The sequence below is a fragment of the Clostridium sp. AF23-6LB genome, from assembly GCF_003461085.1.
Lineage (GTDB): Bacteria > Bacillota > Clostridia > Lachnospirales > Lachnospiraceae > Coprococcus > Coprococcus ammoniilyticus.
Map to the genome: position 1 here is coordinate 52,702 of NZ_QTWK01000002.1, position 17,139 is coordinate 69,840.

The 17,139-nt window shown below is 39.6% G+C and carries 15 protein-coding genes and 1 other annotated feature; of the genes, 5 read left to right on the plus strand and 10 right to left on the minus strand.

The genetic code is table 11. The features are described from left to right. Positions 1-53: 53 nt before the first annotated feature. Complete coding sequence (locus DWY07_RS04765) at positions 54-1,394, minus strand: MATE family efflux transporter (RefSeq protein ID WP_117822365.1); 1,341 nt, start codon at positions 1,392-1,394, stop codon at positions 54-56. A 110-nt stretch (positions 1,395-1,504) separates the two neighbouring features. Between DWY07_RS04765 and DWY07_RS04770 the strand changes: the two genes are divergently transcribed. Next, positions 1,505-2,326 carry a MerR family transcriptional regulator gene (locus tag DWY07_RS04770; RefSeq protein WP_117808086.1) on the plus strand — a complete coding sequence of 274 codons (822 nt, stop codon included), beginning with the start codon at positions 1,505-1,507 and terminating at the stop codon, positions 2,324-2,326. A gap of 25 nt (positions 2,327-2,351) precedes the next feature. Here the strand turns inward: DWY07_RS04770 and DWY07_RS04775 are convergent, their stop codons facing one another. Then, positions 2,352-3,557, minus strand: a complete 1,206-nt coding sequence (locus tag DWY07_RS04775; RefSeq protein ID WP_117822366.1) for a lanthionine synthetase LanC family protein — start codon at positions 3,555-3,557, stop codon at positions 2,352-2,354. A 521-nt stretch (positions 3,558-4,078) separates the two neighbouring features. Here DWY07_RS04775 and DWY07_RS04780 point away from each other — a divergent pair. Further along, on the plus strand, positions 4,079-5,764 hold the full coding sequence (locus DWY07_RS04780) for an ABC transporter ATP-binding protein (protein WP_117822367.1): 1,686 nt from the start codon (positions 4,079-4,081) through the stop codon (positions 5,762-5,764). Positions 5,765-6,062: 298 nt separating this feature from the next. Here the strand turns inward: DWY07_RS04780 and DWY07_RS04785 are convergent, their stop codons facing one another. Then, complete coding sequence (locus tag DWY07_RS04785) at positions 6,063-6,302, minus strand: hypothetical protein (protein ID WP_021944676.1); 240 nt, start codon at positions 6,300-6,302, stop codon at positions 6,063-6,065. A gap of 1,071 nt (positions 6,303-7,373) precedes the next feature. Between DWY07_RS04785 and DWY07_RS04790 the strand changes: the two genes are divergently transcribed. Continuing rightward, positions 7,374-8,153 (plus strand): YlmH/Sll1252 family protein, encoded by a 780-nt coding sequence (locus tag DWY07_RS04790; protein WP_021944675.1) that lies wholly within the window; start codon positions 7,374-7,376, stop codon positions 8,151-8,153. Positions 8,154-8,383: 230 nt separating this feature from the next. Here DWY07_RS04790 and DWY07_RS04795 read toward each other — a convergent pair whose 3' ends face one another. From DWY07_RS04795 to DWY07_RS04815, 5 genes are all read right to left on the minus strand, one after another. After that, positions 8,384-9,652, minus strand: a complete 1,269-nt coding sequence (locus DWY07_RS04795) for a GHKL domain-containing protein (protein ID WP_117822368.1) — start codon at positions 9,650-9,652, stop codon at positions 8,384-8,386. Next, positions 9,649-10,371 carry a LytTR family DNA-binding domain-containing protein gene (locus tag DWY07_RS04800; protein WP_173784027.1) on the minus strand — a complete coding sequence of 241 codons (723 nt, stop codon included), beginning with the start codon at positions 10,369-10,371 and terminating at the stop codon, positions 9,649-9,651. Before DWY07_RS04800 ends, DWY07_RS04795 begins: the two co-directional genes overlap by 4 nt. Before the next feature lie 29 nt (positions 10,372-10,400). Next, positions 10,401-10,736, minus strand: coding sequence for a helix-turn-helix transcriptional regulator (locus DWY07_RS04805; protein WP_021944672.1), 336 nt, complete (start codon positions 10,734-10,736; stop codon positions 10,401-10,403). A gap of 297 nt (positions 10,737-11,033) precedes the next feature. Next, the gene (locus tag DWY07_RS04810; RefSeq protein ID WP_021944671.1) at positions 11,034-11,504 is read right to left on the minus strand and encodes a methylglyoxal synthase; all 471 of its coding nucleotides are present in this window, start codon (positions 11,502-11,504) and stop codon (positions 11,034-11,036) included. Between the two features lie 85 nt (positions 11,505-11,589). Next, on the minus strand, positions 11,590-12,759 hold the full coding sequence (locus DWY07_RS04815; protein ID WP_117808079.1) for an NADP-dependent malic enzyme: 1,170 nt from the start codon (positions 12,757-12,759) through the stop codon (positions 11,590-11,592). Between the two features lie 248 nt (positions 12,760-13,007). Between DWY07_RS04815 and DWY07_RS04820 the strand changes: the two genes are divergently transcribed. Beyond that, positions 13,008-13,553, plus strand: a complete 546-nt coding sequence (locus tag DWY07_RS04820) for a DUF6512 family protein (protein ID WP_117808078.1) — start codon at positions 13,008-13,010, stop codon at positions 13,551-13,553. A 53-nt stretch (positions 13,554-13,606) separates the two neighbouring features. On the opposite strand, the gene DWY07_RS04825 is transcribed toward DWY07_RS04820, so the two are convergent. Both DWY07_RS04825 and DWY07_RS04830 read right to left on the minus strand, forming a co-directional pair. After that, the gene (locus tag DWY07_RS04825) at positions 13,607-14,392 is read right to left on the minus strand and encodes a hypothetical protein (RefSeq protein WP_117822369.1); all 786 of its coding nucleotides are present in this window, start codon (positions 14,390-14,392) and stop codon (positions 13,607-13,609) included. A 1,158-nt stretch (positions 14,393-15,550) separates the two neighbouring features. Further along, positions 15,551-15,736 (minus strand): YlcI/YnfO family protein, encoded by a 186-nt coding sequence (locus DWY07_RS04830; protein WP_117822370.1) that lies wholly within the window; start codon positions 15,734-15,736, stop codon positions 15,551-15,553. A 167-nt stretch (positions 15,737-15,903) separates the two neighbouring features. On the opposite strand from DWY07_RS04830, the gene DWY07_RS13290 reads away from it, so the two are divergent. Beyond that, on the plus strand, positions 15,904-16,587 hold the full coding sequence (locus DWY07_RS13290) for an Ig-like domain-containing protein (RefSeq protein ID WP_201815394.1): 684 nt from the start codon (positions 15,904-15,906) through the stop codon (positions 16,585-16,587). 199 nt (positions 16,588-16,786) lie between these two features. Beyond that, positions 16,787-17,040 (plus strand) — a binding site (T-box leader). The last annotated feature ends 99 nt before the right edge of the window (positions 17,041-17,139 follow it).

The following is a 17,139-nucleotide window of genomic DNA, read 5'->3' on the forward strand; positions in this document are numbered from 1 at the left end:
TTTTCTCTTTACTGTATTTCTTTATTATCCTTATAAAATTTTATCACTATTACTTACCCCCGCAGATAATTCTTCTCCCCCTTGCCAATAAAATACACCTTATGAAACGGCACAGTCACAAGAAGCGTCACCGCTTCTGCGATCGGTACAGCCAGCCATGCTCCATAGATCTTAAGAAAATGCGGTAGGATCAGAAGGCTTAACACCGTAAAGATAAATGTCCGGCTGAATGAAATGATCGCCGACACCTTACCATTTGAAAGGGCTGTGAAGAAACCGGAGGATGTGATATTTAATCCACTGAACAGGAAATTGATCGCAAAGATCTTGAATCCGATCTCTGCCAGTTCAAATGTTGCCGGATCATGTGTGAACACCGTAATGATCCAGGTCGCAAGCGCCTCTGCGATAACCGTCAGAATAATCGCCGATACCGCCACAAAAAGGAATGCAATCTTATAAATACTCCGAAGCTTCTTCTTATCCTTTGCACCATACTGGAACCCAACGATCGGACTGATCCCGATTGTAAATCCCAGATAAAATGCATTGAATAAGAACTGTCCATACAGCAGGATCGAGATAGCCGCAACTCCGGCTTCTCCTGCAAGACGCATCAGAACAAGATTGAACAATACCGTTACAACAGAATTTGAAAGCTCTGATACCATCTCTGAAGAACCGTTATAGCAGGCATGTCCAAGCTCCCGCAAGGAAAGCTTGAATCCGGTAAACCGAAGCTCACCTTTGGAGAACATGAAAAATACAAGTCCGGCAATCGCGGGAATGCACTGACCGATTCCTGTTGCAAGTGCCGCACCTGCAACTCCCATATCACAGATCACGATCAATACGTAATCAAGAACAGCATTTACAATACCTGCACCGATCATAAGCAGCAAGCCCATCGTTGGCCGTCCCGCTGTGACCAGATACATCTGAAACAACGTTTGCAACATACAGGCAGGAATGAATAAGCTCACCATTCCCAGATAACTTTTACAGTCTGTCAAAAGCACTTCATTAGAACCCAGCAGTCTGGATATCTCTGTCAGGAACACCTGACTGATCACCACGATCACAAGGCTGACCAGAATACATACCGTGACAAACTGAGTCAGGCTCTCACATGCTCTCTTTTTATTTCCCTCTCCAAGATATTTGCTAATGATCGCATTTCCACCCGATGCCAGCATCATGGCAATGGCGATCGCCACATTTACTACGGGATATACGATATTTAACGATGATAATGCATTACTTCCGACAAATCGGGATACAAAGATACCATCCACGATGGTATACAACGACATAAATACCATCATGATGATTGACGGTGCTGCAAAGCTCAGCAGCGACCATGGCGTAATGCGACGATTTAATGATTTACCCATTTTAACAAGTCCTCTCCGTTTTATAACACTTTTCTAATTGACAAAGCCAAGCATATACTATAGGGTAACCCTATAGTCAAGTGTAATTTTGAAAATGAAAGGAAATTCAAATGAATAAAAAGATATATATGACGACCGGCGAGTTCGCCAGGATCATGCGAATAACAAAAGAAACCCTGTTTCATTATGATGAGATTGGTTTATTTCAGCCGGAGCTCACCCAGCCAAATGGTTACCGCTATTATTCGATCTATCAGACCGAGATCCTTGACACCATCCTTTTATTAAAAGACCTCGGTATGCCGTTAAAAGAGATCAAACAGCAGCTTGCCAACCGTGATCCGGCAAAGATGCTCCATATATTAGAAGAACGTGAACATCAGATCAATACGGAGATTGCCAAATTACGCTCCATGGAAAAATGGATCTCGCAGCAAAAGAGCAAGATCCATTTCGCTATGCAGATCGATCCGACAGCCATCTTTATTGCTGACTTCCCGGAACGATACTATCTCTATGCAGAAGCACCGACCGCTACAGATGCTGAACTGTATCGAAAAACCGATGACCTGATCAATCTTCTGCTAACGGTCGGTTCTACTTTTAAAAATGATTATGATATGGCATATTTCCAGCATGCTTCCCATATCGAATCAGATAAGTACGCTGTCTATGATAATGTCGCCCTGTTGTTAGATAACAAGCCTTACGGGCTTCCTGTCCATACCTTGCCTGCAGGAAAATATCTCACCGCCTACCACACCGGTCACTGGGATACGATCGGCGATACTTACGACCGCCTGATGACCTTTAAACATGAGCACAACATCCATACTTCCTCTGAATATCTGGAACACAATGTTATAGATAGCTTCACTGCCGAAGACCCGCAAGACTACATTACCGAAATCACTGTAGCCTTAGAAGCATGATCTACATTTTTATATAAGGCTCCGCTTAAAACTTCTCAAAGAAATGATATTCGTACAGGTTGGTCAGCTTCTTACCTGTCAGCGCCGCATAGGTACGAAGTAGCGAGGATGCACAACCTGCCACACCAACATACAGTCCCGGATAGCTCACAACTCTGGTCGGGATCGTTCTCCACCAACTGTCATACCAGGTACGAAGTCCCGGTGTCCGGTGATCCGAATCGGAAAGCATCACATCAGCCGTACGGATCATATAATCATAGAACTCTTTCTCTCCGGTATATTCATACATGGCAGCAAAATGCTCCAGAATACCTGCTGTTCCACAGCACTGGCACTGGCAGTTCCAGAAGCCCCAGGAATGTTTCTCCGGCGCACCGGCACGGACGATACCGCGCGATAATTCGATCGTCCAGTTCCGGTAGATCTCCTCTCCGGTAATCTCATACAGTTCACGAAATGCCAGCGTACTTCCAACCGGGCCATGACATGTACTGAGATAATATTTGTCATACGTCGGACCTGTTACCGGATGATCCTGATATGGAATCAATCGTCCGGTTTCATCTCCAACTGCGATATTCATTGCATATGTAAGTCCTTCCTTTGCCAGCTCCAGATATTTCTTTATACCGGTCTTACGGTAAAGGATATCTAAGAATACGATAAATCCGCCATCTGCGGTGATATCCTCCTGATCACTCCAATGCAGTCCTCTCTTATCAGTTACTGTTGCTTCAAGCAGGACATCCGCAACATATAATACATAATCCCGATACGCCTGTTTTCCTGTCACCTGATACAGGTCTTCAAGGAAATACGCCTCACCAACCGGGCCATTGTAAGGGCCTGCCGCCCAGCCCGGAACCGGAATAATACCCTTTACCTCTGAATGAAGCGTCGTCTGATACCATTCCACGCCAACCTTCGTTGCAATGATATGCGCCGCTGCTTCCTCCGCCTCAGTCAGCCAGCGTGTGTCTCCGGTTGCTTCATACAGCCGGATAAAGAAAATACCAATACCTGCCGAACCGTCATACATACTCTTCGGCGTAAATAACGGAACATCCTCCCGATATCCATCCTGTCCTTCCGGCAACGCCTGCCAGATTCTTCCATATTCCGTCTTAATCGCCAACGTATCGATCCATTCCGCCGTATCGATCGCCGCTTTCAAATAATCTTCTGCTGTATTCTTTTGAAAAATCTCCGGTGTAATCAACTTTGCCATATCTTCGTCTCCTTTGTAACTTTATCCTATGCTATAAAAACTTCTCACTCTGTCTCAGTTTATCTCGCTGCTTATTATCTCTTTCTCCAGTCATTCCTGTTTCATCGCTTTTATTTCCTAGTATTTCTATATGATAATTATACATGTATTTTCAAATTAAGCAAGCCTTAAAATCACACCCAAACTATAACTATACTATTAAGTGTCCTTTTCATTACATTTTGTATCGTGTTATATCGTTCTCCCCTTATTTACGAACTCTCATAAGGGAAAATAAGGGAAAGAAAATCTGGTAACAAATTATAGAAATGGCGCTAGAATATTGGGACTTGATATGATAAGATTAACGGAAATACTTTATTTGAAAGAGGTGAGAACGATATGAAATATATCCGAGATAATTACTCAGTACAGTTGATGTAAACTGTTGGCAGATTGTGCTGAGGTGAAAATAAACTTGCTAGCAGTCGTTAACTGTACTGTCCAAATGATTGAACTACAATATATAAAGGAGTACAGTTATGCGCTATATAAAAGAAATTCTAAAGAATAACAGAATATGGGTATTAGCTTACATTGGACTAGGTATATTTAATGCATTTATGGCTAATTACAAGACGGACTATTTTCAGAAGGTTATTGACGGATTGGCGACTGGAACACTTACATTTGCAGGAGTTATAACCTACGGTCTTATTTTGCTGGTAAATTATTGTATGAATTATCTGGATAATTATCCAGAAAAGAAATTGGAGTATGGTATTTATCTGGATTTTAAGCTTTTGTCGCTTAGAAAAATAAGTACAATCGATTATACGGAATATCAGAAAATAGGTACTGGAAAACTTGTTCAAAGGATCGAGAATGGCTCATCCGCAGGCAGAAATGTAGTATTCAATTTCTGGTTACGTTTGATTCGTGATTTACTTCCTACCATTGTTTTTAGTGTATATTTTATTTGGAAGATTGATAAAATAATTACTTACATTTTGTTTGTAGGCTATATGCTTATTTTTATAATAACCAATATTCTACTAAAGTTTCTATACAAAATAAAAGAAAAGATTTTGAACAGTGAGGAGCTATTCAATCATTTTCTGGTCAGGGGCTTTATGGAAATGTTGGTATTCCGTATGAGCAAACAGTTTCCGAGTGAAATAAAGAAAACTCGTAGTGCCAAAGAGAATATTGTATCATCAAAAGTAAAAATGAATATGATTCATGAAGCATTTTTTACAATATTTGCGCTACTTGTGGCAATGTTAGATATTGGTATTTTATTTTACGCATGGAAAACAAAAAATCTTACAGTGGGTTCTATAGTTGCACTCATTGCGCTGATTGAAAATGCTTACACGCCGATCGCTATTTTTAATGTACTTTATGTTCAATATAAATTGGACAAGGCATCCTATAAGAGATTTGAAGAATTTTTAGATTTAAAAGATGATAATCAATTAAGAAATGGTAACGCAATTAATACGGACATTGGTGATATAGTGATAAAAAACTTATCGTTCCAATATGAAGAACGGAAAATTATTGATGATTTGAGTCTATTCATAAAAAGGGGACAAAAAATAGCTTTTGTAGGAGAAAGTGGCTCTGGAAAATCCACTGTGATTAAGATATTACTGGGATTACTAAAATACAATCAGGGAGAAATCTGCTTAGGTGATATGGAGTTAAGTGGAATTTGCCTTAATAATTTGTATGACAAAGTCAGCTATATATCGCAGGATGTTCCCGTTTTTGATGGAACAATAAAAGAAAATCTGGTATTTGAAAAGAACGTGTCAAAAGAACAAATGCTGGACGCATTGAGTGAAGTGCAACTATCTCATTTGGTTGAGAATCTTGCGGAAGGCTTAGATACTGAAATTGGTGAGAAAGGAACCTGCTTATCAGGTGGAGAAAAACAAAGACTTGCCTTCGCCCGCTTGTGGTTTGAAAACCCTGAACTTGTCATTTTGGATGAAGCAACATCTGCAATGGATAATTTAACAGAAGAGATTGTAATGAAATCGGTTATGCAAAAAATGAAAGATAAAACGGTCATTGCGATTGCACATAGATTAAATTCCATTGCCGGTTTTGACAGAATTATTCTCTTTAGAGAAGGGAAGATTGTCGGACAAGGGACTTTTGAAGAACTATTACATACAGATTCTTATTTTAAGGAACTGTATAATGCGAATGTTCAATAATAGTATTTGTTACATTTGAATTTGTAAAAAATTTAAAGTGGCTGGCGCTCTTGCTTTTAGTGCTTGAACGACAGCCACCCAACAGAAATTCACACTATTTTAAGCAAATAGTTTTTGATTTTGTAGATATTCGAATTGCCTTTGTACGCATATTTTTCACAGATGCATTATCTAGTTGAACATCCCCTGTAATGAATATCAGTGAGATTTTCGTTATAAAATACAGCTTGCCAGCATATGCGGGCGCATATTTGAGCCGGAGGCGAGTTTGTGCAGGAGTATATGCGAATCAGGCAAACTACTGCTCATCCTCCAGCATCTCCCGGTCCTTCTCCATCTCCTGCACAACCCCAAACGCCGACAGCTCATCCGCAAATTCTTCCATATAATCTTGATAATGCTCCATCAGCTCTGCCTGAACCGCATCCACGCCCTTCTGTTTACCCAAATGACGCTTCTTATCCACACCATGCTTCCGGCTTTGGCGCATCCCCGGATATACCTGGTCTGCAGTCCTGTTTCTTCTATTAAATAACATATCCCATTCCTCTTTTCATACAAAAAGAAACCGCCATGTATATAAGCCATTCCGGCTTCCTTTCTTTATAAAAGAGTATCGACATCCAGCGATCGGTTTATACCATTCCTTCTGCATGTATCAATTAAATCATAAATAAAAATCCGGGAGAAATTAAAATTGTGTATAGAAAGGGCTTGAGCCCCAGTAATTAATACTGAGGCTCATTCTTAAAGGAGAGGTCATGGAGGATTCCAAAAAGGGGGGGTTTGGGGGGGTTTGGGGGTTATGGGGTACATTACATCGTAATATAGGGATTATACGAATTCGTGCATTGGGAATCCTCCATCATATCTATTCAAATGTTAAGTAATTGTCTTTTTTAACTTACTACACTGTAGTAACTTCTTTCAAGATGTTCGTTTTTATTTCCTGTCCATCTCTTATGGTGCTATGATAACAAATTCATTCAAATTTGTAAATATTGCATAATAAATAAAGTTTTCCGGGTTTTATGGTTCTTTTTGCACAAATTTTACTATATATGATAGCTTTATGAATATTTTGACGGATTTTGCCTGTCTCATTTTGTCAAATTTACTATTTCTTTACTCAAACAGCCAAATTCAATCAAATAAAATTTGATTTGCGTGCGATACTTTTCGACATTTTACGATTTTTTACAGCAGCAAAAATTTGAAAATATTGTGAAAAATGCCATTTTTTGTTCAGGATACTTTTTTATATCGCGAAGCGTTTATATTTTCTTCTTAAAAAATAAAATCCGGAATGCAACAATACCTAATTTCTCCGTCAGATATAAAGAAAAAGGAGCTCAAAACTGAACTCCTCATCTTTCGAAAAAAATACTATGCAAATATATAACGTCTGTCACAATCTTACTGACCCCGTATTCGGAATCCTCTTCTATCGCGCCAGACGCTTTACACAATATATACGTTTGTATAGATTTTGTCAAGAATATTTCAAAAAAGTTAAGATTTCTTTCCCCCCTTTACAAATTGTTCCAATAATCCTATCATTCTACATAGATTGAAAGAACACAACACAGCCGCGCAGGAGGAAAACCACATGAATACAGATGCATTATTACAGGGACGATTCAAGGATCTTGCAAATAAAGCCTATCAGAAGAATATCTATACCTTTACGAATTTTCTGTCTGCATCCGATCTGGATATTTTCTATTCTATCCTGCCGGACATCAACCATGTACCATATCAGATTTTCGGTGGCCGGGAAGGATGTGACCGTGTTATGATCCGCTTTGGATCAGAGGATATGACCGGATATGAACTTCCATTTCCGATCACCATACTTCAGATCACACCATTACTGGACAAATTTTCAGACGAGCTGACTCACCGCGACGTTCTGGGTTCTCTGATGAACCTTGGTATTGAACGTGAAATGACCGGTGATATTGTTATGAAAGAATCCTCCAGAAGCGGAAAACGAAATACCGCTTATGTGTTCTGTGTATCTTCGATCGCAGATTACATCACTGATAATCTTACCCGCATCAAACATACCAATGTCCGCTGTATCATCTGCCCGGATGATGACCTGCCGGATATTGTACCAACACTGGAAGAATTTCAGTGCATTGCTGCCTCAGAACGGATCGATGCTGCCATTGCTTCTATCACGAAGCTCTCCAGAAGCCAGACTGTCGCCCTGTTCCGTGAAAAAAAAGTATTTTTAAACAATCGCATTCTTGAAAATAACAGCTATAACCTGAAACCGGAGGATACTCTGTCCATCCGCGGATATGGCAAATTCATCTATAAAGGCTGTGGACATGAAACCCGGAAAGGCAGGATCTACCTGACATTTGAACGTTATGTCTGAATCAATACATACAAACAGTGCAGACCTGAAGCAGCTAAGCGAATCTCCCGATATGCTGCGCTTCCAGACCTGCACCATTTTTGACATCTTATAAATTTTTCTGGTTTATTTTTTTATGTTGTCACTACCCTCCTTCCATTTTTGTTTATCGGAATCCCTTCATATATCCCGTAACATCACTATACAAAAAATCACCTGCGAAAAACCGTTGATGTAATAAATAGCATGTCTCAATGTAACTTTTGGTATTGCAATTCCAAAAAAGCACGCACTACATACTCGAATTCACTCTTTTTTATTTCAAATGTTCCATTATAAAATGCCACTACTTCCTGCACGATCTGAAGCCCCAGACCATGCGGATTCCGCTCCGCCTGCCCGTTACGCAATCCGGGTATTTGCTTTTCTGCCCCACCGACTGGTCCGCTGATCTGTATGCTGTTTGCCGTCATTTCCTTGATCGTATTCCTGCATACGATCATAAGATTGCTCCTGTCATATAAAATCTTGATCCCTATTTTTCCCCCACGAATCGTATATTTTACGGCATTGTCCAGTATATTTCCAAGCAGCATATTCAAATGATGGTCATTGATCGCAAGATCGATCGGCACTGATATCCATGTCGTGATCTCAATTCCCCGTTCGGATGCTTCCCGCTTTTTATAGGACAAAATTGCATCGATCAGAACATGCCCGGAAATCACCTCCTTTGCCACCACAACTGCCAGTGCCTTTTCATATTCCTGATGCAGCAGCTCATATTGACCATTTTCCAGATACACACATTCCAGCATATATTGCTTCTTCAGGTCATGACGAAATTTCCGAAATTCCTGCCAGACCTTTCCCAGAGAAAAACTATATGCCTTATACTGTTCTGCTTCCGCACGCATCGTCCGGACATTCACTTCCCGTATCTGTCCATTTCTTTCCTGACGATACAGGTTACTGGATAATATATTGACCGCATACAGAAGCAGTACAATGGTCGGAAAATGTTTTTCTCCACATGCCGTCCGAAAATGTGTAAACAATGCCAAAGTTATTACCGGAACACAAAATACCTCCACAAAATCTCCAAACGTCACCTTATACTGCAAGACCAGTAGTGGATCCGGACAAGTCTCATCCATATCGGGTGCACCAACATTTGCATGATGACTTCTCCACAGCATTCTCCACGCCAGAATATTCAATTTTATAAATACTAAAAGGATAATTCTTGAAATAGATACAGCAGATATCTGAAGCCTTATAAAAGTTTCTTTTCCAACATCAGCATGGCTTCCAACCATAATAAAATAACGATAAACAAGCTTTTCCGCAGCGATCATAAACACTGCCAGATAAATGCCTGTAACAGCCGCCTGTTTCCATGGATATTGAGATTTCCCGGCTATTTTCCTGCATTTTCCGGATATACAACCAGAACTTCCAAATAACCGGATTGTCCAGATATAAAAAAGATTAGATGCCAGCGACAGAATAGAACTCAAATGCCTGCTCCCCCGATCCAGTCCATATAATATTCCCGGACATATTTCTTATTGTCTCTGCTGATGGCAAGCTCCATCCCATTACTCATGATAACTTCTGAGTATCGAAGCTCCCTGATATGACTGGTATTGACCAGATAGGATTTGTGGATCCGGACAAAATGCTGCTGGTGCTCCTCCAGATATTTTTCCAGATTCTCAAGTTTATCATAAAATTCAAATATTCCGGAGACACAAACAGCCGTGATCACCCGGCGGTTACTCTCCAGATAAATAATATCTCCAATGTTAATAGCGTAATACGTGCGATTATAATAGAATGGAAGAATTTCCATATTGTTTCTGACATGACATATAATTCTGTCAAGCAAAGGAAGAAAGGTCTGTTCATTTACCGGTTTATCTAAAAACTGAAATGGCTGGACATCAAAGGCCGCCCGATAATATTCACTGTACCCGGACACAAATACAAGAAGCATAGATGGATACTGTTTCCGAAGCTGTACTGCCACCCGGATCCCATTCATCTCCGTCAGCTCAATATCCAGAAATACGATCTGATACATCCCGCTCTGGTCGATCTCCATCAGCAGCTCCTCGCCACTGCAAAATGTATCAATCTGAAAATTGAAATTACAGTTTCTCATATACGTTGCTGTCATCTGACTGATCTCGTCCAGAACATGCTGCTCATCATCACAAACCGCAATCCGAATCATAATATTCCCCCCCATAATATAATTTGTACTTATTTCATCATTGCTGTAAGTTTATCAAGCATATATAACAACTGTTCTGTTTTCTCAGCCCCAAATCTCTGATATGAGATATGTTTTTTCTTCTCGTCATCCCCAATTTCATAATCCATATACAAACTGTCCTGAAGAACATAATCAGCAGATATCTCCAACGTATTGATCAATGCAACAAAACAATCCAGTGACATATCTGCCTTACCTGTTTCGATCCTGCTGATATATTTATCACTGAGTTCAGTCAATTCTCCCAACTGTTGCTGGGTAAGACCTTTTTTCTTTCTTGCTTCTTTCAACCGTTGTCCTAGAAACGTTCTGTTAATCTTCACTAATCTCTCTCCATATTGCTTTCCGGATTAATATGCTTCAACCTTCTCTTTTGTATTCTGTCAAAATTTGTCTTTTTATAGAACAAACCAACGAAGCATTTTCTAACCAACAGTAGAATTTCTAAATTGTTTTTTGCGCAGAGCGTTTTTTCTTTTCATTTTTTTCTGCATACAAAAACAGTGCCTGACCGATACAACCATTTCCACGAATCCACCGTGAATCTGACAGTATTAAAACCAGGCACTGTTTTTATTTTTATATGTTTGTCTTTCCTGTAAATTTATAAGATATACCGTTTACAGACTTTCTGCACGTTGTCTGATATTCTTCTTGAAATTGATCACCTTATGATCGTATTCCTGATCCATGTATTTGGAATTGATCATAAAATCTGCAGTCGACTTGTTATTTGCAATTGGAATATCATACACCTGCGCGATACGAAGCAGCGCTTTTACATCCGGATCATGTGGTTGTGCTGTCAGAGGATCCGAAAAGAAGATCACCATGTCGATTCTGCCCTCTACGATCTTGGCACCGATCTGCTGATCACCGCCTAATGGTCCGCTGTTGTAACCTCGCACCGGCAGTCCTGTCTTATCTGCGATCATCCGGGCTGTTGTTCCGGTTCCGCAGAGAAAATGATTTTTCAGTATGTCCTTATTATCATTACACCACTCGATCATCTCAGCCTTTTTGCTGTCATGTGCGATCAGTGCAATATTCTTCTGTTTCTCAATCGTAAGTGTCACAAAATCATCTGTCATATTAGGTCTCCTTTCTGTCAAAACCTGCTTACCTTATAAGAATTACCACGACATTTCTGCCAGTGGACATTTCTGCAAGCCTTTATTATTTTGTTATACCAAGCTTATGTGCTTCATCCGCAACTGCCTTGGCAACCACCTTTGCTACTCTGTCATCAAATGCACCCGGAATAATATATTCTTCATTTAATTCTTCATCGGTTACAATTGATGCGATTGCTTTTGCTGCTGCCATCTTCATTTCCTCTGTAATTCCTGTAGCCTTTGCATCCAGTGCGCCACGGAAGATACCAGGGAAAACCAGAACATTGTTGATCTGATTTGGATAGTCAGAACGTCCAGTCGCCATAACACGAACGCCACCCTTCTTTGCTTCCTCGGGCATGATCTCCGGTGTCGGATTCGCCATAGCAAATACGATAGGATCGGCTGCCATGGATGCTACCATCTCTGCCGTTACGATATTCGGTGCTGATACTCCAATAAATACATCCTTCCCCTTCATGATCTCTGCAAGATTTCCGGTCTGTCTGTCTTTATTTGTGATCTCTGCCATATCTGCCTGTGCCGGATTCATCCAGTCCTGACCCGGACAGAGTGCACCCTGCTTGTCAACCAGAACTACATTTCCGATGCCAAGCTGAAGAAGCAGCTTACAGATAGAGATACCGGCTGAGCCTGCACCATTGATTACAACATTTGCCTTATCAAAGTCTTTACCTACCAACCTCAGTGCATTGATCAGACCTGCAGATACAACGATAGCTGTTCCATGCTGGTCATCATGGAATACAGGGATGTCCAGTTCTTCCTTCAATCTTCTCTCAATCTCAAAACATCTTGGTGCTGATATATCCTCCAGATTGATACCGCCAAATACAGGAGCGATTCGTTTTACGGTTTCTACGATCTCATCTACGTCCTTTGTATCAAGACAAATAGGGAATGCATCTACTCCGCCAAATTCCTTAAACAGGATAGCTTTTCCTTCCATAACAGGAATCGCAGCCTCCGGTCCGATATCGCCAAGTCCGAGAACTGCAGTTCCATCGGAAACAACCGCTACCATATTGCCCTTACATGTATATTTATATACATCAGCCTTATTGTCACGGATCTTTCTGCATGGCTCTGCAACACCCGGTGTATATGCTGTACTTAGATCATCTCTGTCCTTGATCTTTACCTTTGAAATGACCTCAACCTTTCCTTTATTTTCTTCATGCATCTTTAAGCTCAGGCTATTGTAATCCATTTGTATACATTCTCCTTTTAATCTCTCATTATTTTCTTATGCCAGACTGCTTGACTGCCCGCATTTCTGCATGCTTCTGTTCATGCATATATTCTGTTTATACGGAATATAATATATAGATATAATAGCACAAACAAGCAGTCTGCATCAATGAATCCTGCTAATTATTATGGTAAAAATATAATTCTATTTTTAAATACAAAACTGCTTCTGCGCTTTATGAAAATCTTACAAGGAGAATCATTCTTATGTATCATTCCGGCAAATATAACTTTTTTATCTGGGGTATCTTTTCTTCGATCTGTATTGTCATTCTCGGAAGTATCTGGCATTTTCTTTATGATATTCTTGGAAAAAACAGCCTCATTGCCTGGTGTGCTCCGATCAATGAAAGTATCTGGGAGCATCTGAAGCTTACCCTGTTTCCGACTCTGATCGTCATGTTGATTCTTTATGCACTGCACTACATTCCCGATCAGCCTTCTATTCATAAAGTTATCCTGATGATCTCAACCGGTATCTGTATCGCCAATCTTATCATTGTAAGCATCTACTATGTCTTATCCGGCGGCTTCGATCGTACCAGCATGGCGATCGACTTGACCGCCTATGGAATCGGTATTCTTGCCGGGCAGTTCTTAAGTGCCATACATCTGCTGCCACTTCATCGGATCCCCAAATGGATATATGCCATCGGCTATATATTCCTGATCGTCCTTATCATAATTACGGCTGTATTCTCTTATAATATCCCGGATTTTCCAATCTTTGTTCCATCCGATCAGACGGTATGAAAAAAAAGGAGACAGTCACCCCACCTGCTATGGGTTGACTGTCTCCTTTTTAATTAATGCTGCTTAACTTCCGTTTTTACTCTGTAGATAGCTTTCTGAAATGCAATAATGTTATTCATACCATATTTTTTTACGCTAAGTCTGATGCGTCCACCTGCATATTCGATCACTAGCCATTTCTTGATCAAAACAAGGAATGTGATCAGGAATATAATTGCAACAATGATACCACTTGCCAATATACTGCCATCATCGGCTGATGAAGCTCCTATGATCGAACCGATCAGAATCAGTATCGCAACGATCAGAATGGAATATGGCTTGTTATCTGTTATCTTTGTACCGGTAATATCTGCTGCATCTACAATCTCTCTTGTAGATATCCGGTTGATCAGTCCTTCCCGGTGATTGTAATATAATCGTTTATCTGTAAGTACTGCCTGCTCATTTTTTAACCCCTCACCCGAAATCAGATTCAGAACCATGCCATTGCTTAATGTTGCAACCGGCGTTTCACCTTTTTCAACGAATACCTCGTCAAATACATCTCCGGATACCTGACTATTGTAATAATTGTTCTCCGACGATGTCGTCTGCTGTGACATCTGCGTATAATAATTTGTATTATATGGATTTGCCTGTGCATTGTTATAATAGGCATTCTGCTGATAGTATGCATTATTCTGTGCATTCGTATCATATGCTCCATATGTATAGCCCTGCTGTGCTCCATACACATTCTGTGCTGCAGCTGTATTCGGCTGCGTCTGTGTCGCTGTTGCCGTGTTCTGGGTCTGTCCGGTCGTTTCCTGAACATTATTGTTTTCATTTGTAGCCATTTTCTCGTCTCCTCTTCTTTGTAATAAAATGTCCTTATGCAGGTCTTTCAGCTTTCGCTTTCTCTAATATTTAATATAGTCGTTTGCAAAAACAAACGCAAGCGGCTACACTGTTTATTTTGCAAAATCCACTTACAAATTTTCTGCCGCTATTTATATGACAGATCATGTGAACTAAAAGTTTTAAAATATTTGAAACCGGATCAATTTAAATACATACAAAAACCCAGATGCATAAGCACCTGGGTCTTTGTATGTATTTAATTTTAGATTATTGTCGAAGTATTCTGTAAATATTCGAGGTTTCCACACCCGCCATATAAAACGCCATTTTATATAAAATCTATAAATAAATTCTACTGAAGGATGAGCAATTATGTATGCTCCCGATGCAACTGCATCATTCAAATTTTAGATGTATGGTACAATATTTCAAAAGATGTGAAATGTTATACCGCAATGGTACATATTATATAAACTCCTGCTTATAACGAATCTAAACAAGTGGCATCTGTAACAGTCACTGCCTGAACAGATACTATGTTGTACCAATCCTTCCAACAACTTCTAAGCGTCTATGTGATATAGCCTAATGCCCTTGAAACACTACCTATATCTTGTGTTTTGAACAATCCTAGCAGAACATAACCGGTAATCTAATACCTACGTCCCGATACTTCAATCTATGCCGAACCGGCATCTGTGTGGGGACTTGTTTCAAGTTATATCGATAAGGCATCCCGTGTGGAAACAACTTCCCAATCATGTATGCTGCTACGATAAAACTGTTCTTCAATTGTATCCAACGGAATCTCCTCCTTCCTTGAACTTCTGGAAAACACCTTTTACTTTTGACCAGTTTCCGTGTACCGGACCTCGATCTGTTTATCCAGGTGGCATCTGTTTGATGACCGTTCTTTAATGTATCTTTATTATATGTGATAATACCCATTTTGTCAACATTATTTTTTGACAATTTAATCATTTTATTACATTTATTTTGTCTTTTTGCAAGTATATATTTAGTTGTAGAGCTAATTGTATATGTTATTTATACAATTCATGTTTTGTACCATACTTTTATGTACTCATAATTATATGGCTATGTAATATGAATCCAATTACAAACCTGATATTTCATATAATTTATACCTATATTTATTTCTTTTGTCCTGCGTCTACGTCCATATTTTCCAATGCATATTCACATGCCTGAATCACGAAACTGGAAAAAGTAACATCCTGATTCCCAATCACCTGATCGATCTGCTCGATCAACTGAACCGGAAAGCGGATTGTCTTGTTCTCCGTTTCTTTTCGATTTGTTTTTAACTGAAATGCCATATTATCAACCCTCCTCATATAATAATATTGCAAAAATCGAGCTAAATAAGCATTGCTTATTGCATTACATTTTGTATTGCATTTTATTTTTGATTTTGCTATCATAAGATAAGATCAAACATCAGATAACGAAAAGTAGTCAGAATCTGAAAAAAGGAGAGAACATAATGAAAAAAACAGGAATCATGAAAAAACTCATAGCAGTCTTCCTGATCGCTATACTAGGCGTCGCTGCGCTCCCGGCAACCAGCTATGCAAAAGAACCAACTATTATGACAAAATCAAAGGCACTGACGATAGGTAAGAATCAGTTAACCTATAACAACTATTATACGAGTGAAGATACTTTGCTGGGCTGCTTTACTGCTCCGGAAGCCGGAAAATATCAATTTTATATTACAAATAATGGTGAAGCATATAGCTCCTTCCACATACTAGACGAAGATCTTGCCGAAATAGAAGCTTCCGGATATTTCAATACTATACATCCAACCGAATATGTATTATTTAAAAATTATAATCTGAAAAAGGGTGAAAAAATCTATTTCTATATCGAAGGAGACTCTTCTTATTATGATGATAAACTGCTCGCTGCCAAGGTTGATATCCAGCTCGTATCACCGGCAAAGCCTGCACCAAAAATGAGCAAGTCCGTCCTCTCATTAAAGGTCAATAAAAAAACTACCTTAAAATTAAAAAACAACAAAAAACGTGTGATCTGGGTATCCAGCAATAAAAAAGTTGCAACCGTTTCCTCTAAGGGTGTGGTAAAAGCAAAGAAAAAAGGTACTGCTTATATCTATGCGATCGCCGGACACAAGCTCTATAAATGTAAGGTAAAAACCTATTAACAGTTACATTGCAACCTATGCATTTTATTATTCTGATTCTTTTCTTATCTGATTCTTTGATATACGATCATAATCAACAGAAGAACCAGCTACACTATTCTTGAGATTTTATTGTAGCTGGTTTTCATTTTGCTAATGATAATTCTTGACAAAATTTAAGTTGACTTTTCCCCTGTGCAGTGCTAGACTTTTAGAAAAATCAAAGGCTATGACAGGAAGGAGTACTTAAGCAAGTGTTACTTCAGAGAGCAGGCGGCTGGTGTGAGCCTGTAGAACATCTTAAGGAAGCAGTCCCCGAGCTGTGATTGCGAAATAGGTTTTAGATTAGCAGTCAACGGAAGGTTCCACGTTACAGGAACAGCGGTTAAGAGATCTGGCCGTACAGAGTGCAGGAAGTTTTTCCTGAAGTTAGGTGGTAACACGGACTATAAAAATAATAAGTTCGCCCTAAGCAAAATTTATTTGCTTGGGCTTTTTTATTGTCATCTTATAAAGTCCGGCAAATTCCCATAACAACAGTTTCCTGTACAAGAATGGATTCTTAAGGTTGCT